The organism is Roseovarius salis, assembly GCF_044472985.1.
In the GTDB taxonomy this organism is placed as follows: domain Bacteria; phylum Pseudomonadota; class Alphaproteobacteria; order Rhodobacterales; family Rhodobacteraceae; genus Roseovarius; species Roseovarius salis.
This window is the reverse complement of sequence record NZ_JBISDG010000014.1, coordinates 47,870-71,179: the sequence shown is the minus strand read 5'-3', so window position 1 is coordinate 71,179 and position 23,310 is coordinate 47,870. Positions and strand designations below refer to the sequence as shown.

The 23,310-nt window shown below is 67.2% G+C and carries 27 protein-coding genes and 1 tRNA gene; 17 read left to right on the top strand and 11 right to left on the bottom strand.

Annotated elements, in window-relative coordinates; all coding sequences use genetic code 11:
* Positions 1-23 precede the first annotated feature (23 nt).
* Positions 24-677: a fructose-6-phosphate aldolase gene (gene fsa / locus ACH13J_RS07705; RefSeq protein WP_397542742.1), complete on the bottom strand. Its 654-nt coding sequence runs from the start codon at positions 675-677 to the stop codon at positions 24-26.
* 87 nt (positions 678-764) lie between these two features.
* On the opposite strand from fsa, the gene ACH13J_RS07700 reads away from it, so the two are divergent.
* Positions 765-2,963 carry a primosomal protein N' gene (locus ACH13J_RS07700; protein WP_397542741.1) on the top strand — a complete coding sequence of 733 codons (2,199 nt, stop codon included), beginning with the start codon at positions 765-767 and terminating at the stop codon, positions 2,961-2,963.
* Between the two features lie 59 nt (positions 2,964-3,022).
* On the opposite strand, the gene ACH13J_RS07695 is transcribed toward ACH13J_RS07700, so the two are convergent.
* Complete coding sequence (locus ACH13J_RS07695; RefSeq protein WP_397542765.1) at positions 3,023-4,243, bottom strand: MFS transporter; 1,221 nt, start codon at positions 4,241-4,243, stop codon at positions 3,023-3,025.
* Positions 4,244-4,356: 113 nt separating this feature from the next.
* Between ACH13J_RS07695 and ACH13J_RS07690 the strand changes: the two genes are divergently transcribed.
* Positions 4,357-5,316: a KpsF/GutQ family sugar-phosphate isomerase gene (locus ACH13J_RS07690; protein WP_397542740.1), complete on the top strand. Its 960-nt coding sequence runs from the start codon at positions 4,357-4,359 to the stop codon at positions 5,314-5,316.
* Positions 5,317-5,328: 12 nt separating this feature from the next.
* Here the strand turns inward: ACH13J_RS07690 and trhO are convergent, their stop codons facing one another.
* A complete protein-coding gene (trhO, locus tag ACH13J_RS07685) occupies positions 5,329-6,243 on the bottom strand; it encodes an oxygen-dependent tRNA uridine(34) hydroxylase TrhO (RefSeq protein ID WP_397542739.1) in 915 nt (304 codons plus the stop codon).
* Positions 6,244-6,342: 99 nt separating this feature from the next.
* Between trhO and pncA the strand changes: the two genes are divergently transcribed.
* The 4 genes from pncA (at position 6,343) to ACH13J_RS07665 (ending at position 9,061) form a co-directional block, all read left to right on the top strand.
* Positions 6,343-6,939, top strand: a complete 597-nt coding sequence (gene pncA, locus ACH13J_RS07680) for a bifunctional nicotinamidase/pyrazinamidase (RefSeq protein ID WP_397542738.1) — start codon at positions 6,343-6,345, stop codon at positions 6,937-6,939.
* Entirely contained in the window at positions 6,940-7,530 is a 591-nt protein-coding gene (locus tag ACH13J_RS07675) for a uracil-DNA glycosylase family protein (RefSeq protein WP_397542737.1), read from the top strand.
* The gene (locus ACH13J_RS07670) at positions 7,520-8,311 is read left to right on the top strand and encodes an SseB family protein (protein ID WP_397542736.1); all 792 of its coding nucleotides are present in this window, start codon (positions 7,520-7,522) and stop codon (positions 8,309-8,311) included. Before ACH13J_RS07675 ends, ACH13J_RS07670 begins: the two co-directional genes overlap by 11 nt.
* A 69-nt stretch (positions 8,312-8,380) precedes the next feature.
* Positions 8,381-9,061, top strand: a complete 681-nt coding sequence (locus ACH13J_RS07665; RefSeq protein ID WP_397542735.1) for a hypothetical protein — start codon at positions 8,381-8,383, stop codon at positions 9,059-9,061.
* A 30-nt stretch (positions 9,062-9,091) separates the two neighbouring features.
* Here ACH13J_RS07665 and ACH13J_RS07660 read toward each other — a convergent pair whose 3' ends face one another.
* From ACH13J_RS07660 to ACH13J_RS07630, 7 genes are all read right to left on the bottom strand, one after another.
* Positions 9,092-10,024: an NAD(P)-dependent oxidoreductase gene (locus ACH13J_RS07660; RefSeq protein WP_397542734.1), complete on the bottom strand. Its 933-nt coding sequence runs from the start codon at positions 10,022-10,024 to the stop codon at positions 9,092-9,094.
* A 3-nt stretch (positions 10,025-10,027) separates the two neighbouring features.
* Positions 10,028-11,167 carry a rod shape-determining protein RodA gene (gene rodA, locus ACH13J_RS07655; protein ID WP_397542733.1) on the bottom strand — a complete coding sequence of 380 codons (1,140 nt, stop codon included), beginning with the start codon at positions 11,165-11,167 and terminating at the stop codon, positions 10,028-10,030.
* Positions 11,164-13,107, bottom strand: a complete 1,944-nt coding sequence (mrdA, locus tag ACH13J_RS07650) for a penicillin-binding protein 2 (protein WP_397542732.1) — start codon at positions 13,105-13,107, stop codon at positions 11,164-11,166. Before mrdA ends, rodA begins: the two co-directional genes overlap by 4 nt.
* A complete protein-coding gene (locus ACH13J_RS07645) occupies positions 13,104-13,643 on the bottom strand; it encodes a rod shape-determining protein MreD (protein ID WP_397542731.1) in 540 nt (179 codons plus the stop codon). The genes mrdA and ACH13J_RS07645 overlap by 4 nt, the downstream gene beginning before the upstream one ends.
* On the bottom strand, positions 13,636-14,574 hold the full coding sequence (mreC, locus tag ACH13J_RS07640) for a rod shape-determining protein MreC (protein ID WP_397542730.1): 939 nt from the start codon (positions 14,572-14,574) through the stop codon (positions 13,636-13,638). Before mreC ends, ACH13J_RS07645 begins: the two co-directional genes overlap by 8 nt.
* 29 nt (positions 14,575-14,603) lie before the next feature.
* Positions 14,604-15,650, bottom strand: a complete 1,047-nt coding sequence (locus tag ACH13J_RS07635) for a rod shape-determining protein MreB (protein ID WP_397542729.1) — start codon at positions 15,648-15,650, stop codon at positions 14,604-14,606.
* Between the two features lie 140 nt (positions 15,651-15,790).
* Positions 15,791-15,865, bottom strand: a tRNA-Thr gene (locus tag ACH13J_RS07630).
* An 89-nt stretch (positions 15,866-15,954) separates the two neighbouring features.
* Between ACH13J_RS07630 and ACH13J_RS07625 the strand changes: the two genes are divergently transcribed.
* From ACH13J_RS07625 to ACH13J_RS07610, 4 genes are read left to right on the top strand one after another with little or no spacing between them, the layout of a single operon-like run.
* Positions 15,955-16,119: a hypothetical protein gene (locus tag ACH13J_RS07625; protein ID WP_397542728.1), complete on the top strand. Its 165-nt coding sequence runs from the start codon at positions 15,955-15,957 to the stop codon at positions 16,117-16,119.
* Between the two features lie 6 nt (positions 16,120-16,125).
* Positions 16,126-17,394 (top strand): UDP-N-acetylglucosamine 1-carboxyvinyltransferase, encoded by a 1,269-nt coding sequence (murA, locus tag ACH13J_RS07620; RefSeq protein WP_397542727.1) that lies wholly within the window; start codon positions 16,126-16,128, stop codon positions 17,392-17,394.
* Positions 17,391-17,861, top strand: a complete 471-nt coding sequence (locus ACH13J_RS07615) for a DUF2948 family protein (RefSeq protein WP_397542726.1) — start codon at positions 17,391-17,393, stop codon at positions 17,859-17,861. The genes murA and ACH13J_RS07615 overlap by 4 nt, the downstream gene beginning before the upstream one ends.
* Positions 17,862-17,865: 4 nt before the next feature.
* Entirely contained in the window at positions 17,866-18,336 is a 471-nt protein-coding gene (locus ACH13J_RS07610) for a GNAT family N-acetyltransferase (RefSeq protein ID WP_397542725.1), read from the top strand.
* Positions 18,337-18,339: 3 nt separating this feature from the next.
* Here ACH13J_RS07610 and ACH13J_RS07605 read toward each other — a convergent pair whose 3' ends face one another.
* Entirely contained in the window at positions 18,340-18,738 is a 399-nt protein-coding gene (locus ACH13J_RS07605; protein ID WP_397542724.1) for a c-type cytochrome, read from the bottom strand.
* 155 nt (positions 18,739-18,893) lie between these two features.
* Between ACH13J_RS07605 and hisD the strand changes: the two genes are divergently transcribed.
* The 7 genes from hisD (at position 18,894) to ACH13J_RS07570 (ending at position 23,298) form a co-directional block, all read left to right on the top strand.
* The gene (gene hisD, locus ACH13J_RS07600; protein WP_397542723.1) at positions 18,894-20,198 is read left to right on the top strand and encodes a histidinol dehydrogenase; all 1,305 of its coding nucleotides are present in this window, start codon (positions 18,894-18,896) and stop codon (positions 20,196-20,198) included.
* Between the two features lie 125 nt (positions 20,199-20,323).
* Positions 20,324-20,485, top strand: coding sequence for a hypothetical protein (locus ACH13J_RS07595; RefSeq protein WP_397542722.1), 162 nt, complete (start codon positions 20,324-20,326; stop codon positions 20,483-20,485).
* Complete coding sequence (locus tag ACH13J_RS07590) at positions 20,476-21,255, top strand: hypothetical protein (RefSeq protein WP_397542721.1); 780 nt, start codon at positions 20,476-20,478, stop codon at positions 21,253-21,255. The genes ACH13J_RS07595 and ACH13J_RS07590 overlap by 10 nt, the downstream gene beginning before the upstream one ends.
* A gap of 127 nt (positions 21,256-21,382) precedes the next feature.
* On the top strand, positions 21,383-21,862 hold the full coding sequence (locus ACH13J_RS07585; protein WP_397542720.1) for a UPF0262 family protein: 480 nt from the start codon (positions 21,383-21,385) through the stop codon (positions 21,860-21,862).
* A 7-nt stretch (positions 21,863-21,869) separates the two neighbouring features.
* A complete protein-coding gene (locus ACH13J_RS07580; protein ID WP_397542764.1) occupies positions 21,870-22,328 on the top strand; it encodes an arsenate reductase/protein-tyrosine-phosphatase family protein in 459 nt (152 codons plus the stop codon).
* Positions 22,325-22,717 (top strand): ketosteroid isomerase-related protein, encoded by a 393-nt coding sequence (locus ACH13J_RS07575; RefSeq protein WP_397542719.1) that lies wholly within the window; start codon positions 22,325-22,327, stop codon positions 22,715-22,717. Before ACH13J_RS07580 ends, ACH13J_RS07575 begins: the two co-directional genes overlap by 4 nt.
* Positions 22,717-23,298, top strand: a complete 582-nt coding sequence (locus ACH13J_RS07570; protein ID WP_397542763.1) for a GNAT family N-acetyltransferase — start codon at positions 22,717-22,719, stop codon at positions 23,296-23,298. The genes ACH13J_RS07575 and ACH13J_RS07570 overlap by 1 nt, the downstream gene beginning before the upstream one ends.
* Positions 23,299-23,310: the final 12 nt, after the last annotated feature.

The following is a 23,310-nucleotide window of genomic DNA, read 5'->3' as shown; positions in this document are numbered from 1 at the left end:
GTTTCGGCCCTTATATCACGGCGTCACAGTATTTTCTGCCCTGTTTTTTCCCAGTCCTTGAGGAAGGCCTCGAGCCCCTTGTCGGTCAGCGGGTGCTGGGCCATCTTCTTGATCACGTCGGGCGGCGCGGTCATGATGTCCGACCCGATGCGCGCCGCCTCGCAGGCATGGTTCACGCTGCGGATGGAGGCCGCGAGGATTTCCGTTTCGAAACCGTAGTTGTCATAGATCTGGCGGATGTCGGCAATCAGCTGCATGCCGTCGAGGTTGATGTCGTCAAGCCGCCCGATGAAGGGCGAGATGAAGCTCGCCCCGGCCTTGGCCGCCAGCAGTGCTTGGTTGGCCGAAAAGCACAGCGTGACGTTGACCATGCGGCCCTCGCCCGAGAGCGCCTTGCACGCCTTGAGACCGTCCCATGTCAGCGGCACCTTGACCGCGATGTTCTCGGCGATCTTGGCCAGTTCGCGGCCTTCGGCGATCATCTCGTCGGCCTTGAGCGCGACCACCTCGGCACTGACGGGGCCGTCGACCATCCCGGCGATTTCGCGGGTCACCTCGGTGATGTCGCGGCCCGATTTCAGGATCAGCGAGGGGTTGGTGGTCACGCCGTCGACCATGCCAAGGTCGTTGAGTTCGGCGATCGCGTCGACATCGGCGGTATCCACGAAAAACTTCATCGGCTGACCTTTCAAGCGGCTTGGGGTTTGTCAGGTTTGCGTTTACCCCATGGTGGACCTTGTCGAAACCCTAGAAGGAACGTTTGCGTGACCGACGCGCCCGGATTCTTTGCCGAAGGAGAGCTGGTTGGCGTGCTGACGGCGCAGCCGCTTGACCGGTTGCTGGACTACCGCGCGCCCGAAGGCGGCTGCCATGCCGGCGCTTTCGTCGAGGTGCCGCTCGGTTCGCGCCGGGTGCTGGGCGTTGTCTGGGGGGCCGGGCGCGGCGATATCGACGCGAACAAGATCCGGCCCGTAACCCGCGTGCTCGACGTCGCGCCGATGCGGGCGGAAATGCAGGATTTCCTGACACGGGCGGGCGATTACACGCTGACGCCGTTGCCGGCGATGCTGCGGCTTGCCACCCGCGCGCCGGGGCTTGGCGATCCGCCATCCATGCGCAAGGTGTACCGCCCCGGCGATGCAGCGCCCGAGCGCATGACCGACGCGCGCCGGCGGGTGCTTGAGGTTCTCGACGCCTACGGCGGTCTTGCCTTCACGCTGACCGAGCTGGCCCAACAGGCCGGCGTGTCTGGCTCGGTCGTCAAGGGGCTGGTCAAGCAGGGGGCGGTGCAAGAGGACTCCGCCCCCCGCGACACCCCCTATCCGCGGCTCGACCCCGAGCGCGCGGGCGTGGCCCTGACCGGGGAACAGGCGGGGGCGGCGGCGTGCCTGCGCGAGAGCGTGCGCGCGGGCGGTTATGGCACGACGCTGTTGCGGGGCGTCACCGGCTCGGGAAAGACGGAGGTCTACCTGGAGGCGGTGGCCGAAACCCTGCGCCAAGGGCGGCAGGCGCTCGTGCTGCTGCCCGAGATCGCGCTGACGACAGAGTTCCTCTCGCGCGTGGAGGCGCGTTTCGGCGCCCGGCCCGCGGAATGGCATTCGGGTGCGACGATGACCGAGCGGCGCCGCATCTGGAAGATGGTCGGACAGGGTGGATGCCAGATGGTCGTGGGGGCGCGGTCGGCGCTGTTCCTGCCGTTCCGTGACCTCGGGTTGGTCGTCGTCGACGAGGAGCACGATACCTCCTACAAGCAGGAGGAAGGCGTGCTCTACAATGCCCGTGACATGGCCGTGCTGCGCGCCAGCATCTGCGGTGCGCAGGTGGTGCTGGCCTCGGCCACACCGAGCCTGGAAAGCTGGGTGAACGCCGAAGCCGGCAAATACGCGCGGCTTGACCTGACCGCGCGGTTCGGTGCGGCGGTCATGCCCGAGATGCGGGCGATCGACATGCGGGCAGAGACGCTGCCGTCGAGCCGCTGGATCTCGCCCAGCCTGCAGCAGGCCGTCGAGTCCCGGATCGGTTCCGGCGAGCAGGCGTTGTTGTTCCTCAACCGGCGCGGTTATGCGCCGGTCACGATCTGCCGGGCCTGCGGCCACCAGATCGGGTGCGCGCAATGCGACGCGCGCATGGTCGAGCACCGTTTTCTGGGGCGGCTGATGTGCCATCAGTGCGGTGAGACGCGGCCCATGCCGACCGCGTGCCCGGGCTGCGGGGCCGAGGACCGGCTCGCCGCGGTCGGGCCGGGCGTCGAGCGCATGGCGGAGGAAGCGGCGGCACTGTTCCCTGACGCGCGGATCGCCACGCTGTCGTCGGACATGTTCGGCTCGGCCCGCGCGTTGAAAGACCAGATCGCCGATATCGCGGCTGGTGGCGCGGACATCATCATCGGTACGCAGCTGGTCGCCAAGGGCCACAACTTTCCGCTGCTGACGCTGGTGGGCGTGATCGATGCCGACCTGGGGTTGCAGGGGTCGGACCTGCGCGCGGCCGAGCGGACCTTCCAGCTTATCCGGCAGGTGGCCGGACGGGCCGGGCGCACCGACCGGCCCGGGACGGCGCTGATCCAGACCTTCCAGCCCGAGCACCCGGTAATCCGGGCGATCCTGTCTGGCGACGAGGAAGGGTTCTGGCGCGCCGAGGCGGCGGAGCGACGGCAGGCCGCCGTGCCGCCCTTCGGCCGAATGGCGGGGATCGTCCTGTCGTCCACCGACATGCAGGAGGCCTTCGACATCGGCAACCACCTTGCGCGCAATGCCGCGCCGCTGCAGGCGGCCGGCGCGCAGGTCTTTGGCCCCGCCCCCGCGCCCATCGCCCGGGTGCGCGGGCGCCATCGCGTGCGGCTGCTGGTCAAGGCCCCCAAGGGCGTGGCGCTGCAGGGGCCGATCGCGCAGTGGATCGCAACCGTGCGCGGATCCGCCCAGTTCCGGCTGAGCGTGGATATCGACCCGCAGAGCTTCTTCTGAAAAGGGAGGCGCTCATCCGCCCTCTCGGGCGTCTTCGCGATAAACGCCCCCGGCCGCTGTCAGGCGGCGGTCGCGGCGGGCCGCCGTGGCCGCGTGCGCAAAAGGATCAGGACCATGATCCCGATATTTAGGAAATTGAACGCGATGCCGTTGACGAACGCCAGCTGGTAGCTCCCCGTCATGTCGAATATCCAGCCCGACATCCAGCCGCCAAGCGCCATGCCGAGGATCGTCAGCATCATCACGAACCCCACGCGGCGCCCCGCTTCGGCGCTGGGCATGTATTCACGCACGACCAGCGCGTAGGAGGGCACGATCCCGCCCTGTGACAACCCGAAGACCGTGCTGACGATGTAGAGAGAGACCATGCCCCCCGCCGGCAGGTAGAGAAACAACGCCATGCATTGCAGCGCCGAGCCGATGAGCAGCGTTCTGACCCCGCCGAACCTGTCGGCCACCATCCCGAAGACCAGCCGGGATGCCGCCCCGCCAAGCAGCATCATCGACAGCATCTGCCCGCCGACGGCAGGGCCGTACCCCAGATCGGTGCAGAGGCTGACGATGTGCACCTGCGGCATCGCCATCGCCACGCAGCAGCCGACACCGGCCAGCCCCAGCATCAGCATCAGCGTTCGCGGCGGAAACCCGGCGGCCTTGGCCCGCATTGTCGAGATCTCGTCGGCGTGGGCGCGCGCCTCCGGCGGGACGCGGCGGCGCAGCAGGAACGACAGGGGAATGATGGTGGCCACCGTGATGAGCGCCAGCGCGGCATATACCGCGCGCCAGCCATCCTCTTCCAGCACGCCCGCCAGCACCACCGGCCAGATCGCGCCGGACAGGTAATTGCCGCTGGCGGTGATCGCCACGGCGATACCGCGCCGCTTGAGAAACCACAGCGAGACGTCGGCGATGAGCGGTCCGAAGCTGGCCCCCGTCCCGACCCCGATGGCGACCTGCAGAACGGCAAACAGGATGATGGAGGGGCTTGTTGCCGCCAGCCCCATGGCCGACGCTATGACGAGCGCCGCCATGACGAGCGCCAGCGTGACGCCGAAGCGGTCGATGACGCGGCCGACCGCGAAATTGCCGATCGCGTAACCCAGCATCGTCATCGTGTAGGGAAGGGAGGCGTCGGCGCGGTCGATTCCGAACTCGCTTTGTACCGACGGCATCACCATGACCACCGCCCATATGCCGACATTGCCCACCGCCGCGATCAGAAGCGAAACGGCGAGACGGAACCATGAATAACGGCTGTCGAGGACGTCGGGCCCGGTCATGGCGGCGACGTTAGAGGGGTCGTCCACGGTTGACCACCCGGAAATCGGACGGGGCTTGGCCTCGGCCCGGCGGCGCGGTAGGACTGCGCCGCACAGTGCCCCGGAGCCGGCCCATGACCGACAGCGACAGCCCCACCGATATCGCCCGCGACGTGCTTGCCATCGAGGGCGCGGCGCTCGCCCGGCTGCGCGACGAGTTGCCGGGCAGTTTCGACGACGTGGTGGCGCTGCTGCTGGGAATCCGGGGGCGCGTGATCGTGTCTGGCATGGGCAAGTCCGGTCACGTTGCGGCCAAGATCGCGGCCACGATGGCCAGCACGGGCACCCCGGCGCAATACGTCCATCCCGGCGAAGCGAGCCATGGTGATCTTGGCATGCTGACGCGCGAGGATGCCGCGATCCTGATTTCCAACTCGGGCGAGACGCGGGAACTGGCCGATATCATCGGCCATACCCGGCGCTTCGCGATCCCGATGGTTGCCATCACGAGGACGGCCGACAGCACGCTGGGGCGACAGGCGGATCACGTTCTGGCACTGCCTGACGCCCCCGAGGCCTGTGCGATCGGAATGGCGCCGACCACCTCGACCACCTGCACCCTGGCACTTGGCGATGCGCTCGCCGTGGCGTTGATGCGGTTGCGGGGGTTCGACAGGGACAGTTACCTTGCCTTCCACCCCGGCGGGACACTCGGGGCGCAGCTGCTGAGGGTATCGGCCGTGATGCATACCGGGGCGGAACTGCCGGTAGTGTCCGAGGACACGCCGATGGGTCAGACCCTGCTGGAGATGACTGCCAAGGGGTTCGGCGTGGCCGCGGTGGTGGAGGACGGCCAGCTTGTGGGGGTCATCACCGATGGCGACCTGCGGCGCAACCTGGACGACCTGATGGCGCGCAGCGCGGGTGAGGTCGCTACCCGCAGCCCGCGGACCATTGCGCCCGACGCGCTGCTGACCGAGGCGCTCGGAATCATGAACGCCAACAAGATATCGACGCTGTTCGCGGTTGACGGGACAGGCCGGCTGAAAGGGCTTGTTCACATCCACGACGCCCTGCGCGCCGGGGTGGCCTGAGGCCGGGTGCGCTCAGCCCTGGTGCGCGATCTTGATGTGTGTCTCGCCGCGCGCCTCGGCCAGCGCGATCTGCTTTTGCCGTTCGCGGAAGCGCGCCTTGTCAGCCTCGCTCGTCTCGTCGATGCAGTGATGGCAGGACACGCCGTGCTCGTAGTCGGGGCGGTCCATGTCCTCCGGCAGGACGGGGCGGCGGCAGGCATGGCAGAGCTCGTGCGGGCCTTCTGCCAGACCGTGGCCCACCGACACGCGGTCGTCGAAGACGAAGCAGGCGCCCTGCCACGTGCTGTCCTCCTCCGGCACATCCTCGAGATATTTCAGGATGCCGCCCTTGAGGTGGTAGACATCCTCCACCCCCTGCGAAAGCAGGTAGTTGGTGGATTTCTCGCAGCGGATGCCGCCGGTGCAGAACATCGCGATCCGCTTGTTGTGGAAGCGGTGCTTGTTGGCCTCCCACCAGGCGGGAAAATCTCGGAAGCTCTCGGTGCCGGGGTTGATGGCGCCTTCGAACGTGCCGATCGCCACCTCGTAGTCGTTGCGCGTGTCGATCACCGCCACGTCGGGGGCACGGATCAGCGCGTTCCAGTCCTGTGGCGCCACGTAGTGCCCGACCCGTGCCTTGGGGTCGACATCCGGCTGGCCCATCGTCACGATTTCCCGTTTCAGTCGGACCTTGAGGCGGCGGAAGGGCGGCGCGGCGCTCTCGCTCCGCTTCCATTCCAGATCGGCGCAGCCGGGCAGGGCGCGGATATGGGCGATGACCCGGTCTATCCCCTCGCGGGGTCCGGCGACCGTTCCGTTGATCCCCTCGTGCGCCAGCAGCAGCGAACCCGAGATCCGCTCGCGTTCGCATAGCTGCAGCAGCGGCATGCGCAGCGCGGCGGGATCATCGAACCGGGTGAAATGATAGAGGGCGGCAATGGTGTACATGCCGGGATGATCTACGCCGGGTGCCTTCATGCCGCAAGGGGCGGCGTTGACGCGGACCGCCCCGCCGCATACCTCTCGGGCAATCGGAAAGGACCGCCCATGACCCATGCCCTTATCGCCGTCGACCTGCAATACGATTTCTGTCCCGGCGGGGCACTCGCGGTGGAGGAAGGTGACGTGATCGTGCCGGGCATCAACGCCGCGATGGCCGGGTTTCCCGCGGTTGTCCTGACGCAGGACTGGCACCCGGCCGGGCATTCCTCTTTTGCCTCCAGCCATGCGGCCAAGGCGCCCTTCGACACCGTTGAAATGGCCTATGGCCCGCAGATCCTGTGGCCGGATCACTGCGTGCAGGGCACCCGCGGGGCTGCCTTGCACGACGATCTGGACACGACCCGCGCCGACGTGATCCTGCGCAAGGGGTATGATGCCGGGATCGACAGCTATTCGGCCTTCTACGAGAACGACCACGAGACGCCGACGGGACTGCACGGGTATCTGCAGGAGCGCGGGATCGACACGCTCACGATCGTGGGGCTGGCGACCGATTTCTGCGTCAAGTGGTCGGCGCTCGACGCGGCCAAGCTGGGCTATGCCGTCACGGTGCGCACCGACCTGTGCCGCGGCATCGACCTCGACGGGTCGCTTGCCGCCGCGCTGACGGAAATGGCCGACGCGGGCGTGAAGGTCGCGTGAGTGACAGGGCTGGCCGAGGACATCGCGGCCTGCCGGCTATGCTCGGACCGGTTCGCCGCAACCGCCACCGCCCATGCGCCGCGACCCGTGGTCTGGTTCCGTCCCGGCGCGCGGGTCCTGATTGCGGGACAGGCGCCGGGGATGCGCGTGCACGCGTCCGGCAAGCCCTTCGACGATCCGTCCGGCGAGCGCCTGCGAGACTGGATGGGTTTGTCGCGCGATGCGTTCTACGATCTCGACAGGGTCGCGGTGGTGCCGATGGCGTTCTGCTTTCCCGGCTACGATGCGAAGGGATCCGATCTGCCACCGCCGTCGGTATGCCGGCAGACATGGCATGACAAGGTCATGGCCGCGCTGTCCAGCGTCCGGGTGCGTGTGCTTGTCGGCGGGTATGCGCACAAGTACCATCTGGGCGTCCGAACGGGCGTCACCGAGACCGTCAAGGCATGGCGGGCGCATGCGCCCGATGTGTTCGCGCTGCCGCACCCGTCGTGGCGCAACACCGCCTGGCTCAAGAAGAACCCCTGGTTCGAGGCAGAGGTGCTGCCCGAGCTGCGCGCGCGTGTGCGGGAGGTGATTGATGACCGATGAGACCCGGCTGGAGTCCGCGCTCGCCGCGATGAATGCCGCACCCGATGACGAACAGCCGCGGCTTGCTTTCTACCACACTTTCGCGGCGTCAGAGCTTTTCCTGTTGCTGGAGGCCGAGGCGGAGGCCGACAAGGTCACGCCGAGGACCGTCGCGGTCGACGGGCAAAGCCATGTGCTTGTGTTCGACAGCGAGGATCGGCTGGCGCACTTCGCCGGTGGCGAGGCACCTTACGTGGCGCTTTCCGGCCGCACGGTCGCCACCATGTTGGCGGGTCAGGGGTTGGGGGTCGGCCTGAACCTCGGTGTTGCCTCCACTCAGACCCTGCTGCCGGCGGAGGCCGTGAGCTGGCTCGCGAACATGCTGTCCCACCGCCCGGCGGAAGTGGAGGCAAGGCTGCGCGAGGTCCGCCCGCCCGGCGAATTGCCGGCGCGGCTGTTGAGCGCCCTTGATGCGCGGCTGGCCAGCGCGGCGGGACTGGCGGGGCACGCCTATCTGGCCGGGGCGGTCTATGACACCGGCGCCGGGGGGCATATTCTGGGCATCATCGACGCCGTTCCGGGCGCCGAGGAGGCCATCGCCGCCGCGATCTCGGAGGTCTTGCAGTTCTCGGGGCTGGAGGCCGCGGCGCTGGATGTAGCCTTCTTCCGGGCCGAGGACCCGGCGACGGCGCGGTTGGCCCGGGTGGGGCTGCGTTTCGACCTGCCCGAGCCGGAAGGCGCCATTCAGGCGCCCGCTTTGACACCGGGGTCCGATCCTGACCGTCCGCCGAGGCTGAAATAGACGCCCACCCGCGCGCGGCCTGTCCGGCGGGCGGTTGACCGGCACACGTCGCTTGGCGATAGTCCGGCCATGACGCGCCTGGTTGTCGTTCTTCTTGCTGCGGTTCTCTGGGCAACGGCAGCGCCCGGGCAGCCCGTCACGGCCCCGCCGGTGGACGAGGCCACGCAAGCGCCGGATTTCGCCGCCTATCGCGACCGCCTTCTGGAGGCCGTGGTCGGGCGCGACATCGAATCGATCCTGTCCATGGCCAGCGAGAACATCCGGCTGAGCTTTGGCGGGGCGTCGGGACGCGCGGCGCTGCGTGATTTCCTCGAGGTCCCGTCGGAGGATTTCGCCCCGGAACGCCGGCACGAGGCCCCCGCCATGCGTGAGCGAAACTGGGCGGACCTCGAAACGGTCCTGCGCATGGGCGGGCGTTTCGACGGCGAGAGGCGGTTCGTCGCGCCCTACACTTTCACCTATGCTCCCCCTGACGACATCGATCCCTTCGAGGCGCTGTTCGTCACCGGCACCGGCGTGGCGATGCGCGGGCGGCCGATCCGGTACGGCGCTGTGCTGGACCGTCTCGACCACGAGGTCGTGCGACTTCGCGACTGGGTAAGCGGCACCAGCTATGTCGGCGTGGAACGCACCGACGGCGCGAAAGGCTACGTGCACGAGGACTATCTGCGCGCCTACCTCGATTACCGCGCGATCTTCGAACAGGTCGACGGGGAGTGGACGATGACCGCCTTCATCGCGGGCGACTGACCGAGCCCGCCGTGATCATCGCGCCATGGGTCAGTATCCCCGTTCACGATCCACCAGGTAGAGCAGCGGTTCGCCTGCTTCGGAGCGGCGGATATTCTCGGCGATGACCCGGGCGGCGGTTTCGGGGCGTGTCTCGGCGGCGATGTGTGGGGTGACCGTGACCCGGGGATGGGTCCAGTACGGATGGTCAGCGGGCAGCGGTTCCTGCCGGAAAACGTCGAGCGTGGCATGACTGACCTGCCCCTCGTTCAGCGCGGCCAGCAGCGCGTCATCGTCGATGAGCGTCCCGCGCCCCGGGTTGAGGATGACCGCACCCCGGGGCAGGCGGGCCAGTGCCCCCTTGTTAAGTATGTCACGCGTCGCCGGGGTGTCGGGCAACAACAGGACGAGGATCTGCGCGGTCGAAAGTGCCGTTTCCAGACCTTCCTCGCCGGACAGGCAGGTAATGCCATCAACCGTCTTGGGCGTACGGCTCCAACCCGTCACGGGAAAGCCGATACCGGCGAGCATACGTGCCGCCGCCTGCCCGAGTTCTCCAAGCCCGAGAATGCTGACGGGGCGTTCCTTTGCCAGCGGGGGGATATGCGGGGACCAGTCCCCGGCGGCACGAAGGATATCGAGATCCATGTCGAGGTGGTGACGCATCGCGTGGCCTGTCACCCATTCTGCCATCCCCACGGACAGGCCTTCGTCGACCATCCGCGTGAGCGGTTGCGTGAGCGTTGGGTTGGTCACGATGGATTCGACCCCGGCCCACAGGTTCATCACCGCCTTGCAGCGCGTGAACGGGGTGAAATCCTGCACCGGTCCGCCCGGCGCGTAGACGATGTAGTCGACGGTTTCGGGGGCTTTGTCGGTGGTTATCGACACGTCCAGCCCGGCGTTCGCGAACGCTGCTTCCAGCGGGGTCTTGTAGCTTTCCCACCGCTCGGGCTTGGCGGCGAACAGTACGTTGAGTGACATGGTTTACCTCGGCCTGTGAATATGGGCGCTCTGCACCAGGCCAAACCCCAGCATGAGGATCAGCATGGCCGACCCGCCGTAGCTGACCAGCGGCAGCGGAACCCCGACCACGGGGGCCAGCCCCATCACCATCGACATGTTGACCGCGAAGAAGAGGAAGAAGGTCGCGGCGATCCCCAGCGTCAGCAGCGAGGCGAAGCGGTCGCGGTTGGCAAGCGCCGAGACGATGCAGAAGACGGTTATCAGGGCATAGAGGGACAGGAGCGAAATCGCCCCGATAAAACCGAACTCTTCGGCCAGCGTTGTGAAGATGAAATCGGTATGCTTTTCCGGCAGGAAGTTCAGCCGGGACTGCGTGCCCTGCATGAACCCGCGCCCGGTCCACCCGCCGGAGCCGAGCGCGATTTTCGACTGCGTGACATGATACCCCGCCCCGAGCGGATCAGAGGCCGGATCGAGGAACGTGTCGATCCGTCGGTACTGGTAGTCGGCGAGCATCTGCCAGTCGGTGCCGCGGCTTTGGAATACGGCCGCGACCAGCCCGGCGGCGGCGGCGATCACCACGGCGAAATACGCCCAGTGAACCCCGGCAAGGAACATCAGGATGCCGCCCCCCGCGATGAGAAGGATCGACGTGCCCAGATCGGGCTGCCGCAGGACGAGCGCCACGGGCGCGAGGATCAAGCCCAACGGCAGCAGAACCCAGAGGGGCCGCGAGACGCGGGACATGGGCAGCCAGTCGTAATAGGCGGCGAGCACCATGATTAGGCTGATCTTCATCAGTTCGGACGGCTGCAGGCGTATCACGCCAAGGTCGAGCCATCTCTGTGCGCCCTTGCCCTCGATGCCGAAGAACTCCACCGCGACGAGCAGCAGAACCGAGGCGACGTATGCCAGTGCGGACATGTTTCGCCAGAACCAGATCGGGACCATCGCCACCGCGAACATGGCCACGAATCCCGCGGCGAAGCGTTTCATCTGCGGTTCGGCCCATGGCGAGAAGGAGCCGCCCGCGACCGAGTAGAGCATCAGGAAGCCGATGCCGGCCACGGCGGTGAGCAGGATCGCCAGCCCCCAGTTGAAATGGAGGACCTTGCGCAGCCCCGCGGGCGTGGTCTTGACCGTGTACTCGAGATAACTCACGCGCGGTCGCTCCCGTTCTCGGCAGGTCCGGGGCGGGCCCGGCGCAGGCGTTCCTGCTGGGTGCTGATCCGGTTGCGGTCCTTCGCCGGGTAGGCCGAAAGCGGCGGGTCCTCGCCGTAAAGCGCCTGCAGCGTCACGTCACGGGCGATCGGGGCTGCAGCGGTCGAGCCGCCGCCGCCATGCTCGACCACCACGGCGACGGCGATGCGCGGTTCGTCGTAGGGCGCGAAGTTCACGAAAAGGGCGTGGTCACGCTGTTCCCATGGCAGGTCCTCGTTGCGGCGCACCCCTTGGGCGCGCTCGCCGGTGGTGATGTTGCGGACCTGGCTGGTGCCCGTCTTGCCCGCCATGCGAAAGGCGTCCTCCACGATCCGGCTGGAATAGGCGGTGCCGCGACGGTCGTTGGACGCCGCGTACATAGACTTGCGCACCGCGCGCAGCATGTTCTCGTTCAGTCCGAGGGGGGCGCCGGGGCTGTTGGGCTGGTCGACCCCGTCCACCGACTTGATGAGCCGGGGCACAACGCCGCGCCCCGTGGCAAGCCGTGCCGACATGATCGCCAGTTGCAGCGGCGAGGCGAGCACGAAGCCCTGCCCGATGGCCGCGTTCACGCTGTCGCCGATCACCCATTCGGCCCCGCGGTTGACGATCTTCCAGTCCTTGGTGGGCGTGAGGCCCGCGGCCACCGATGTCAGCGGAAGGTCGTGCGCGACCCCGAGGCCGAGCCGCTGCGCCATCGCGGTGATCTTCTCGATGCCGACCCGTTGCGCGATCTCGTAATAGTAGACGTCGCAGCTTTCCTTGAGCGAATGATGCAGGTCCATGTTGCCGTGGCCCGCGCGTTTCCAGCAATGGAAGCGGCGGCCGCTCACCTCCATGTGGCCGGGGCAATAGACCGTTTCGTTGAGGTCAAGCTGGCCGTCCTCCAGCGCGGCGAGCGCCGTGACCATCTTGAAGGTCGAGCCCGGCGGATAGATGCCCTGCACCGCCTTGTTCGGCAGAGGGCGGCGTTCGTCTTGCAGCAGGGCGTTGTAGTTCGCGACCGAGATGCCCCGCACGAACAGGTTGGGATCGAAGCTGGGTGAGGAGGCGCAAGCCAGAAGGTCGCCGGTGGCGCAATCCATCACGACGACGGACGCGCTTTCGTCGCCCAGCCGTGCCTGCGTGTATGTCTGCAGCGCGTCGTCGATGGTCAGCTGGATGTCCGATCCGGACGTTCCCTCCTGCCGTTCAAGTTCGCGCATGACACGGCCGGCGGCATTCACCTCGACGCGCTTGGTGCCCGCCTCGCCGCGCAGCATCTCCTCGCGCTCGGCCTCGAGCCCGATCTTGCCGATCTGGAAGCGCGGTATCAGCAGCAGCGCGTCGGGTGCGTCGATGCGTTCAAGGTCCCGGTCGCTTACCGGGCCGACATAACCGACCACGTGCGCGTAGGCCTTGCCGCGGGGATAGCGGCGTGACAGGCCCACGTCGGGTGTCACGCCGGGCAGGGCAGGCGTGTTGACGGCAACGCGGCTGATCTCTTCCCAGCTGACACGGTCGGCCACCGTCACGGGCGTGTCGCCGCGCAGCCGCTCGAGGTCGCGGCGGGCGCGTTCCAGCTCGTCCGCCTCGATGTCGACCAACCGCGACAGGCGCGAGATGATCTCGTCGACATCCCCGGCCTCTTCGCGGATCATGGTGATGCGATAGCTCGGCACGTTCTCGGCTATGATCGCCCCGTTTCGGTCGAATATCCGCCCGCGCGTCGGAGGGATGAGCCGGATGTTGATGCGGTTCTCGTCGGCCAGAAGGCGAAACTGGTCGGATTGCTCCACCTGAAGGAAGCGCATGCGCAGCGCCAGCGCCCCCACCGCGGTGGTCATGGCGCCGCCCAGTATCAGGCTCCGCCGGGTAATCCGGCGGTGGCTTTCGGCGGTATCGCGGCTTGGCCGTCTCATGTGCCGGACCTCATGGCGTCGAGTTCCCCGGGCGCGATCTTGCGCACGCCCAGGACCGACTGCGAGACCAGCACGACGACCGGGTAGGCCACAAGGGTCATCACCATCTGCATCAGGCTCAGTCCAAGCGGTGCCTGGTCGACCATCAGGACGCCGAGAATCAGGCGGTATCCCAGTGTCATGGCCACCAGCGTCGTTGCCACGCTCAGCCACTCGACCGGGAAGGTCAGGTCGCGCAGGTCGGGCGCGCGGGCGCGCAGCGTCTGGCTGCCGATCAGCACAAGCCCGGCCCAGAGGCCCGGGGGCCGGTGGAACAGCAGGTCGCAGAGCAGGAACACCAGGGCAATCAGGACGGGCGGAACAAGCTCGGGGCGCCTGAGGCTCCACGCGAAGGTTATGGCCAGCATGATGTCCGGCCCGGCCCATCCCCGTGGCAGCGTGTCAAGCGGCAGGAGATGCAGGAAGACAAGCCCCGTGCACAGAGCGAGATACAGCGCCCGCATCGCCCAGAGATAGGCCTGTCCGCGTTCAGCCATCGGCGGCTTCCCGGTTCGCTGCTTCGGTTCCGGGGGCGTCGAGCGCGCCGGATGTGCCGCTGGCAGGCAGGTCGTCGGGCACGACCAGACCGCCGGGGTCGGTGATGCGCTCATCCCGCCAGTTGCGCAGGACGCGAAGGAATTCAAGCCGCTCGTAATCCGCCGCGAGACGCACCCGGAGCCGCCCCCCGGGATCCTTGGTAAGCTGGCCCACATGCAACCCGGCGGGGAATACCCCGCCGTCGCCCGACGTCACGACGCGGTCCCCCGGGCGCACTCGGTCCGGCGCCTCCAGGAAGCTGATCGTGGGCGCCGGCGTATTGTCTCCCGACACCAGCGCCTGCTGGCCCGAGGGCTCCACGGTGACTGGAATCCGGCTGGACGTGTCGGTGAGCAGAATCACCCGGCTGGTGTTGTCGCCAACGCCGGAGATGCGCCCGACAAGCCCCAGCCCGTCCATGGCCGCCCAGCCATCCATGATACCGTCACGCGCGCCGACATTGATGAGAACGGACTGCCGGAAGGGCGACCCGCTGTCAGCCAGAACGACCCCGGTGACAAAAGTAAGCCGGGGATCGAGCTGCACGTTGTTGAGATCCAGAAGCCGCGCGTTTTCCTGCTCCAGTTGCAGCGCCGCTTCCTTCCACGCCTTCATCTGCTGGAGTTCGCGGCGCAGCTCCTGGTTCTGGCGGTAGATACGTTGGTAGCTCTGGAAGTCGTGGAAGAGATTGACCATGCCGGTGACCGGTGCCATCGCCCAGTCGAAGCTGGGCACGACGGTGTCGATCACCTGTGCGCGGAATCGCTCTATCCGGGGGCTGTCGATGCGCCACAACAGGAACAGCGCGAACAGGCACAACGCGAGCACCCAGACCAGAAGACGCCTCAACTGGCCGGAATAGTCGTTCTCCCGGGTGCGGTCCCTTGCCAAGGGCGGTCCCTTCGCTTCGAAGCCTTTGCCTAGCTTTCGTAGTCTATCGCGTGCCGGAGCTGTTTTTCAAACTCCAACGCCTTGCCCGTGCCGAGTGCGACGCAGTTGAGGCTGTCATCGGCGATCGAGACGGCCAGCCCGGTCTGCTCGCGCAGCGCGAGGTCGAGATCGGCCAGCAGCGCGCCCCCCCCGGTCAGCATCACGCCGCGGTCCACGATGTCGGCGGCGAGGTCGGGCGGTGTGGTCTCCAGCGCGGTCATCACGGCCTCGCAGATCGACTGCACGACCTCGGACAGCGCCTCGGCCACCTGCGCCTGAGTGATCTCCGTTTCCTTGGGCACCCCGTTGAGCAGGTCGCGCCCCCGGATCTGGAGTGACGTACCCCGCCCGTCATCGGGCATCCGCGCCGTGCCGATGGACGTCTTGATGCGCTCGGCGGTTGATTCGCCCACCAGCAGGTTCAGCTGGCGGCGCAGGTAATTGATGATCGCCTCGTCCATCCGGTCGCCGCCCACGCGGATCGAGCGGGCATAGACGATGTCGCCAAGGCTGAGCACGGCGACCTCGGTCGTGCCGCCGCCGATGTCGACGACCATGTTGCCGGTGGGGTCGGTGATGGGCATGCCTGCGCCAATCGCCGCGGCGATGGGTTCGGCCACCAGCCCCGCGCGCCGTGCGCCCGCCGACAGCACCGACTGGCGGATCGCGCGTTTCTCGACCGGTGTGGCGCCGTGGGGCACGCAGACGATGATCTTGGGCTTGGAGAAGGTCGAGCGCTTGTGCACCTTGCGGATGAAGTGCTTGATCATCGCCTCGGCGGTGTCGAAATCGGCGATCACCCCTTCGCGCATCGGGCGGATCGCCTCGATGCTGCCCGGCGTGCGGCCCAGCATCAGTTTTGCGTCCTCGCCGACGGCAAGCACCTTCTTGACGCCGTCCTTGACATGATAGGCGACAACGGACGGTTCCGACAGGATGACACCGCGCCCCTTCACGTAGACAAGCGTGTTCGCTGTTCCCAAGTCGATCGCCATGTCCGAGGAAAAGAGACCGGGGATATTGTTGAACATTGACATGTTTGTGTCTGGTCCTGTCGCCGCCATGGAACCGGGGCGGCGACTCGGCCGCCCGGACCGCCGCCCTTATAGAGGGCCGGTGCCGCGTGTGAAAGTGTCTGTTTTGGCGTGCGTCGGCACCATCTTGCCTGCCGGGTGAATGGTGCTGCTGGGGAGGATTGAACTCCCGACCTCACCCTTACCAAGGGTGCGCTCTACCACTGAGCTACAGCAGCCTCGCCAATGGCGCGCCTGATAGACGCTTCCGTGTGATCGTGCAAGGGATATCTGGACCGCGATTTGCGCCTGCTATAGGAAAGGGGACATGGTGAAAAAGGCACCCCGTGACAAGTCGGCCGCAGCGCAGAAGGATAGCCGCGAGACCCGCCTGAAAGCCGCGTTGAAGGCCAACATGGCCCGGCGCAAGGCACAGGCGCGGGCCCGCAAGCGGTCGGAACAGGGCGGGGACGCGGCGGAAAGCAAGGACTGAAAAAAGATGGATTCGATACGGGTGACCGGCAACGGCCCCCTCTCGGGGGACATCCCGATTGCCGGGGCCAAGAACGCGTGTCTGACGCTCATGCCGGCGGCACTGCTGAGCGACGAACCGCTGACGCTGACCAATGCGCCGCGCCTGTCCGATATCCGGACCATGGGCGCGCTGTTGCAAAGCCTCGGCACGGAAGTGACCACCATGCAGGACGGTCAGGTTCTGGCGTTGTCGGGCCGCGGGCTGACCAGCCACGTTGCCGAGTACGACATCGTGCGCAAGATGCGGGCATCCATCCTCGTGCTGGGGCCGCTGCTCGCACGCGAGGAACACGCGGTGGTCTCGCTGCCCGGCGGTTGCGCCATCGGTGCGCGCCCGGTGGACCTGCATCTGAGGGCGCTGGAGGCAATGGGGGCAAAGCTGGAGCTCGAGGACGGCTACGTGCACGCCACGGCCAAGGGCGGCCTGAAGGGCGGCGAGTTCGAGTTCCCGCTGGTATCGGTGGGCGCGACGGAAAACGCGCTGATGGCAGCCACGCTCGCCCGCGGCACAACGGTGCTGCGCAACGCGGCGCAAGAGCCCGAGATCGTCGATCTCGCGCAATGCCTGAGGCGGATGGGCGCACGGATCGAGGGGGAAGGCACCGGCACGATCACGATCGAGGGGACCGACCGGTTGGGCGGGGCGACGCACCCGGTGGTGCCGGACCGGATCGAGCTGGGAACCTACATGCTGGCACCGGCGATCTGCGGCGGTGAGGTCGAATGCCTCGGCGGGCGGGTGGAACTGGTCGGCGCCTTTTGCGACAAGCTCGACGAGGCCGGCATATCCGTCGAGCAAACGGCCCGCGGGCTCAAGGTGACACGCCGCGGCGGACGGGTCCGGGCCGTCGACGTCACGACCGAGCCCTTTCCCGGCTTTCCCACCGACCTGCAGGCGCAGATGATGGCGCTGATGTGCACCGCCGACGGCGTCAGCGTGCTGGAAGAGAAGATTTTCGAGAACAGGTTCATGCACGCGCCGGAACTCGTCCGCATGGGGGCGCGCATCGACGTGCAGGGGGGCACCGCCACCGTCACGGGGGTGGAGCAACTGAAAGGCGCGCCGGTGATGGCCACCGATCTGCGCGCCAGCGTGTCGCTCATCCTTGCCGGTCTCGCCGCCGAGGGCGAAACGGTCGTGAACAGGGTCTACCACCTCGACCGCGGTTATGAGAGTGTCGAGGAGAAGCTGGGAAATGTGGGTGCAAAGATCGAGAGGGTGACCGGAACGTGACCGATGATGCCACTTTCGAGCAGGGCGGCGAGACGCCCCTGAATCTCGTCGCGCTTGATCCGGAGGACGTCAAGGTGGTGTCCTCGCTGGTTCAGGATGCCGTGTTTCCGGCGACGGAAATGACATGGCGATCCCGTGAGCGGCGCTTCGCCGTGCTGATCAACCGCTTCCGCTGGGAATACCCCGACGGGCCCGGCCACGGGCCGGAGCGCGTGCGTTCGCTGCTGGTGGTGGACAACGTGCTCCGCGTCGCGAGCCAGGGGATTGACCGACACGATGCCGATCTTGTCCTGTCCTTGCTGGCCATCGAACACGGAACGGCCGAGACGGGACACGAAAACCTGGAACTGATCCTCGCCGGGGACGGCATGATCCGCCTTAAGGTCGAAGCGGTCGAGGTCACCTTGAAGGATGTCACGCGCCCCTACCGCGCCCCCTCCGGCAAGGTGCCCGATCACGAGGCCTGACGCGATGACCGAGATCCGCCAGGCCCGGCTCGACGATGCCGACGGTATCAGCGCCGTTCTGATCGCCTCCATCCGTGAACTCTGCCTGCCGGACCACAACAACGACCCCGCCGCGATCGGCGCGTGGATCGCCAACAAGACGCCCGATCAGGTCCGGATATGGCTGGAGGGCGCGCACGGGATCCGCGTGGCCACACAGGACGGCGAAATCGCCTCCGTGGGCGCGATATCGCACGATGGCCGCATATTGTTGCTTTATGCCGCGCCGCGCCATGCGGGGCGGGGCCACTGCAAGGCGCTGCTGCACTCCATGGAAGAGGAGCTTGCCGCGCTAGGCCATGACGAGGGGCGTCTTGTCAGCACCAAGGCGGCACACCCGTTCTTTCTGGCGCGCGGCTGGCAGAACGAGGGGCCCGCGGTGGAATTCTTCCGCACCCGCGGCCAGCCGATGCGCAAGCGGCTGGCGCGCGGGTAGGCGTCACCGCTGGATCGATTCGAGGTAATAGGCGAGGGACAGGACGCGCCCCCGCACGACGAGCTCGACCGGGTAGTCGCCGGTGTCGCGCGTGGTCTCGGTCAAGCGGTTACCCCAGACGGGCATCGGATACCCATGGCCGGGCACTTGCTCGCGGCCGTCGATCGTTCGGATCACCCTGAGCATGGGAAACCGCCCGCCATTGTCGGCCGCCAGCCCGGTGAGGGCGGGCACGGCGCGGTCGATGATTTCCGATAACGGGCCGTCACCCGCCCCGGTCTCGCCGTGGCAGGCTGCGCAATAGTCCATGTAGTCGGGCCGACCGAGGCTTTCCGCGGACGCGGACGCGGCCGCCAACAGGCAGCAAACCATCCCCGCCGCGATGAACGGTATGCGTGTCATCCTGTCAACTTGCCTGTTCGTCGTCATGCCGGCTGATGTCTAGCATGCCGGCCGCCGTCACGGAATGACGCAGGTCAACTTGCCCTGCCGCCGCTTGTGACCATCCCGCCGAGCGGCTATGCGGTGGAGAGCCGAATTCGTCAGGGAACACCGCAATGCCGCACATCCTCGATGCCGCCGACCCGGGTTTCGAACAGGCGTTCACCGCGTTGCTTGGCGCGAAGCGCGAGGAATCGCAGGACGTGGATGATGCCGTGGCCGCGATCATCGGCGATGTGCGCGCGCGGGGCGACGCGGCGTTGATCGACCTGACCCGGCGTTTCGACCGCGTGGACATTGCGCCCGGCGGGCTGCGTTTTTCCGCCGGCGAAGTTGACGCCCTTGTGGCAGAGGTGCCCGCGCACGACCGCCAGGCGCTGGAACTGGCCGCGGAACGCATCCGCGCCTACCACGCCCGCCAGATGCCGAAGGACGAGAGCTGGACCGATCCGGAGGGCGCGACGCTGGGCTGGCGCTGGACCCCGGTATCGGCGGCAGGGCTCTACGTGCCCGGCGGGCTGGCCTCCTATCCCTCCTCGGTGCTCATGAACGCGATCCCGGCCAAGGTCGCGGGTGTCGAGCGGCTGGCCATCACCGTGCCCACGCCTGGCGGCGTGGCCAACCCGCTGGTGATGCTGGCGGCGCGGCTGGCCGGTGTTGACGAGATCTACCGCGTGGGCGGCGCGCAGGCGGTCGCTGCGCTGGCGTATGGCACCGAGAGCATCGCGGCCGTCGACAAGATCACCGGCCCCGGCAACGCCTATGTTGCCGCGGCCAAGCGACGGGTGTTCGGACGGGTGGGCATCGACATGATCGCCGGGCCGTCGGAAATCCTTGTCATCGCGGACCGCGACAATGACCCCGACTGGATCGCGCTCGACATGCTCAGCCAAGCCGAGCACGACGAGAGCGCGCAGGCGATCCTGATCACCGACGATGCCGGTTTCGCCAACGCCGTGCGGGAGGCGGTGGAAACACGTCTGCAAACCCTGGACCGGCGCGACATCGCCGGGGCGAGCTGGCGTGACTTCGGCGCGGTGATTACCGTTCCGGATCTGGACACGGCCGCGCGGCTGGCAGACCGGATCGCGCCCGAACACCTGGAACTCTGCGTCGATGACGCAGAGGGGCTGGCCGGGCGGATCACGCATGCCGGGGCGATCTTTCTTGGCCAGTGGACGCCGGAGGCAATCGGCGATTACGTTGGCGGCCCCAACCATGTTCTGCCCACGGCGCGCTCGGCAAGGTTCTCGTCCGGCCTGTCGGTCATGGACTTCCTCAAGCGTACCACGCTGGCGCGCATGACGCCCGCGGCGCTGCGCGCCGTCGGCCCCGCGGCAGAGGCGCTCGCCCGCGCCGAGAGCCTCCAGGCGCACGGGCTGAGCGTGCGGGCGCGGCTGGAGTCGCTGAACAAGCGCTGAGTTCGGGTCAGGGCGGCTCACGGCGCCGCGCCCCGAACACCCAACCGGTCGGCCGGAATTGACCGCGGGCAAGTCGAACGCCCGGGCCGGGTGGTAGCCTGCTGCCAAGGGCGGGAGCCACTTCAATGAAGCGTGAGCACCACCGCGACGGCCTACGTTTCGCCGCGGTGACAATTATGGCCGTCACGGCGGCCGGTCCGGCTGGTGCCGACATGCCCATGCTGCCGTTCTTCGCCTTCGTGCGCATGTCCTACTGGTTGCGCTGCTGGTCGAGGCCGTGGCGCTGAGGGTTCTTTTCGGGCTCGAATGGCCCCGTGCGGCGCGGCTCGCCATATTCGTCAACCTGATCTCGATGTTCGGCGGCATCGTGATCTACCCCGTTGCGGGTCTCGTGCTCTACCCGTTGCTGGAGCCGCTCGTCGTCATGGTGTTCGGGCGGGGCGACATGGTCGAGTTCTCGTCCTACGCCCTTGGCGTCGGCGTCGTGGATACGGGGGTGGAACTCGTGGCGCTTGCCTCGTTTTTCGGTGTCGCGGTTCGCTGGCGGTCCGGTCTCGGGTTCCTGCTTGCCAACCTGCTGACGGCGGCGCTGCTGGTCGGCGTCATCGTCTGGCAGAACACGCCCGCCGCCATGCCAAGGGCAGAGGCCCAGGCGGTGCAGGACACCTATGCGCAGGAGCTGTCCTTTCTCGAGGAGGTGCTGGCCGGGCTTCCACGGAATGTTTCCGTTCCCGATGGTGCCGAGGGTTTTCCCGACTTCGACGACGCGGAGCTGGAGCGTATCAGGACCCGGATGGAGACGTTGCGGCTGCGCACGATATCCCTTTCGGTCCCGTTGACGACGTTTTTCGGCATCGGCATCACGGCCCTGATGCAGATCGACGCGCGGTACCGCGATGGCGGCCTGACGATCGAGCGCGGCCTGATGATGGCGGCATTCACCGCCGGGCGCGCCGTGGGCGCGCCGGTCTACCGCGTCCAGTTGGAGCGCCGTGTCGATGACGTGACCTTCGCGGTTGCCGCTCTTTTGTCCGGACAGGCGGTCGCCGGGCAATAGGCGTGCCCGTGCGCGCCCGCACCGCCACAACGCCGCAAAATCCGCGCGCCCCCTCGCCCGGCTGCATTGCCCATGACACAAGTGTGGTCTAGGCACGATCCTGCAAGGAAACCGAAAGACCGATCCGATGAGCCGCATCTGCCATATCGAACTGGATGACGCGAACCTGCCACCGCCCACGCCGGAGATCGAACAGGAGCGCAAGGTCGCCATGTTCGACCTGATCGAGGAAAACTCGTTCAGCCTGCCCAAGCGCGACGATCGCCTCGTGCCGGATGGTCCCTACCAGGTCAGCCTTTCGATCCGCGAGAAGCGGCTGGTCTTTGACGTGCGGACCGAGGCCGGCGAGCCGGCGGCGGAATTCCACCTGTCGCTCAGCCCGTTCCGGCAGGTCGTCAAGGATTACTGGCAGATCTGCGAAAGCTATTTCGACGCGGTCAAGAACCTGCCGCCGAGCCAGATCGAGACGATCGACATGGCCCGCCGCGGTATCCATAACGAGGGCGCGCGGGTGCTGGAGGAACGGCTGGAGGGAAAGGCGGAGGTCGACGGTGACACCGCGCGACGGCTCTTCACGCTCATATGCGTGCTGCATTACGGGGGCTGAACCGGTGGTGCGGGAGCTTCCCCAGTCGGTGCTCTTCTGCTGCGATCACAACGCCGTCCGTTCCCCCATGGCCGAGGGGATCATGAAGAAGCTCTACGGCACTGACGTCTACGTACAGTCCGCCGGGGTCAAGAGCGACATGGACATCGACGGCTTTTCCATCGCCGTGTGCCGCGAACTGGGGGTGGAGCTTGACCGCCATCGCACGCGCAGCTTCGACGAGATGGAACAGTGGGGCGACGACCTGTCGTCCTTCGACCTGATCGTGGCGCTCAGCCCGGCCAGCCAGCGCAAGGCGCTGGAGCTGACGCGGCTGTTTCACCTGGAGGTGGTCTATTGGCCGATCCTTGATCCCACGGGGCTGGGTGAAACGCGGGAGGCCAAGCTGGACGCCTATCGCCAGACGCGCGACCAGATCATAAAGCACCTGAAGGACCGTTGGGGCGATCCCGGGGAGGATGGATGAAGGAAACCGTTGCAGCCTATTTCGACGCTTTCAACAAGGGCGATGTGCCGGGTATGCTCGCCTGCCTGAGCGACGACGTGGCCCATCATGTCAACGAGGGCGAGGTTCGGCGCGGCAAGGACGCGTTCCGCGCGTTCTGCGAGCACATGAACCGCTGCTACCGAGAGAAGCTCACCGATATGGTGATCTTCGAGGCAGAGGGCGGAACCCGCGCGGCCGCCGAATACGTCGTGAACGGCACCTACCTGCAAACCGACGAGGGCCTGCCCGAGGCGACGGGGCAGAGCTATTGCCTGCCCGCCGGGTCGTTCTTCTCGCTCAGGGACGGGCTGATCACCCGTATCGTCACGTACTACAACCTGTCGGACTGGACGCGGCAGGTGTCGTGATGAGGGTCGAGCGGCTGACGGGGACGGCGCTGGCCGATGCGCTGCCGGAGGTTGCCCGGCTCAGGATCGAGGTTTTCCGGGCATGGCCGTATCTCTATGACGGCGACGCGGCCTACGAGGAAGCGTATCTGCAACCCTATCGCGAGAGCGAGAACGCGATCCTCGTCGGCGCGTTCGACGGCGACAGGCTGGTTGGCGCGGCCACCGGCACGCCGATGGAGGATCACGCCGGGGATTTCTCCGCGGCATTCGAGGGGCAGGGCGTCGACCTGCAGGACATATTCTACTGCGCGGAAAGCGTCTTGTTGCCCGAATACCGTGGCCGGGGAATCGGGCATGCCTTCTTCGATGCGCGGGAAGCCCATGCGAGGGAACTCGGCCGAAGCTACTCGGCCTTTTGCGGGGTGCTGCGGCCCGAAGACCACCCGCTCCGGCCCGAAGGGTACCAGCCTCTCGACGGGTTCTGGCGCAAGCGCGGCTATGCCCCGCTGCCCGGTGTCGTGGCCACGTTCGACTGGAAGGACATCGACCAGCCGCAGGAAACCACGCACCGGCTGCAGTTCTGGATGCGCCGCCTCTGACACGGGCCCATG

Excerpts from the sequence above, each read along its gene's own strand:
- fsa (WP_397542742.1), bottom strand. The coding sequence starts at position 677 with ATGAAGTTTTTCGTGGATACCGCCGATGTCGACGCGATCGCCGAACTC.
- ACH13J_RS07695 (WP_397542765.1), bottom strand. The coding sequence starts at position 4,243 with ATGACCGGGCCCGACGTCCTCGACAGCCGTTATTCATGGTTCCGTCTC.
- ACH13J_RS07690 (WP_397542740.1), top strand. The coding sequence starts at position 4,357 with ATGACCGACAGCGACAGCCCCACCGATATCGCCCGCGACGTGCTTGCC.
- trhO (WP_397542739.1), bottom strand. The coding sequence starts at position 6,243 with ATGTACACCATTGCCGCCCTCTATCATTTCACCCGGTTCGATGATCCC.
- pncA (WP_397542738.1), top strand. The coding sequence starts at position 6,343 with ATGACCCATGCCCTTATCGCCGTCGACCTGCAATACGATTTCTGTCCC.
- ACH13J_RS07670 (WP_397542736.1), top strand. The coding sequence starts at position 7,520 with ATGACCGATGAGACCCGGCTGGAGTCCGCGCTCGCCGCGATGAATGCC.
- ACH13J_RS07665 (WP_397542735.1), top strand. The coding sequence starts at position 8,381 with ATGACGCGCCTGGTTGTCGTTCTTCTTGCTGCGGTTCTCTGGGCAACG.
- ACH13J_RS07660 (WP_397542734.1), bottom strand. The coding sequence starts at position 10,024 with ATGTCACTCAACGTACTGTTCGCCGCCAAGCCCGAGCGGTGGGAAAGC.
- mrdA (WP_397542732.1), bottom strand. The coding sequence starts at position 13,107 with ATGAGACGGCCAAGCCGCGATACCGCCGAAAGCCACCGCCGGATTACC.
- ACH13J_RS07645 (WP_397542731.1), bottom strand. The coding sequence starts at position 13,643 with ATGGCTGAACGCGGACAGGCCTATCTCTGGGCGATGCGGGCGCTGTAT.
- ACH13J_RS07635 (WP_397542729.1), bottom strand. The coding sequence starts at position 15,650 with ATGTCAATGTTCAACAATATCCCCGGTCTCTTTTCCTCGGACATGGCG.
- ACH13J_RS07625 (WP_397542728.1), top strand. The coding sequence starts at position 15,955 with ATGGTGAAAAAGGCACCCCGTGACAAGTCGGCCGCAGCGCAGAAGGAT.
- murA (WP_397542727.1), top strand. The coding sequence starts at position 16,126 with ATGGATTCGATACGGGTGACCGGCAACGGCCCCCTCTCGGGGGACATC.
- ACH13J_RS07610 (WP_397542725.1), top strand. The coding sequence starts at position 17,866 with ATGACCGAGATCCGCCAGGCCCGGCTCGACGATGCCGACGGTATCAGC.
- ACH13J_RS07605 (WP_397542724.1), bottom strand. The coding sequence starts at position 18,738 with ATGACACGCATACCGTTCATCGCGGCGGGGATGGTTTGCTGCCTGTTG.
- hisD (WP_397542723.1), top strand. The coding sequence starts at position 18,894 with ATGCCGCACATCCTCGATGCCGCCGACCCGGGTTTCGAACAGGCGTTC.
- ACH13J_RS07595 (WP_397542722.1), top strand. The coding sequence starts at position 20,324 with ATGAAGCGTGAGCACCACCGCGACGGCCTACGTTTCGCCGCGGTGACA.
- ACH13J_RS07585 (WP_397542720.1), top strand. The coding sequence starts at position 21,383 with ATGAGCCGCATCTGCCATATCGAACTGGATGACGCGAACCTGCCACCG.
- ACH13J_RS07575 (WP_397542719.1), top strand. The coding sequence starts at position 22,325 with ATGAAGGAAACCGTTGCAGCCTATTTCGACGCTTTCAACAAGGGCGAT.
- ACH13J_RS07570 (WP_397542763.1), top strand. The coding sequence starts at position 22,717 with ATGAGGGTCGAGCGGCTGACGGGGACGGCGCTGGCCGATGCGCTGCCG.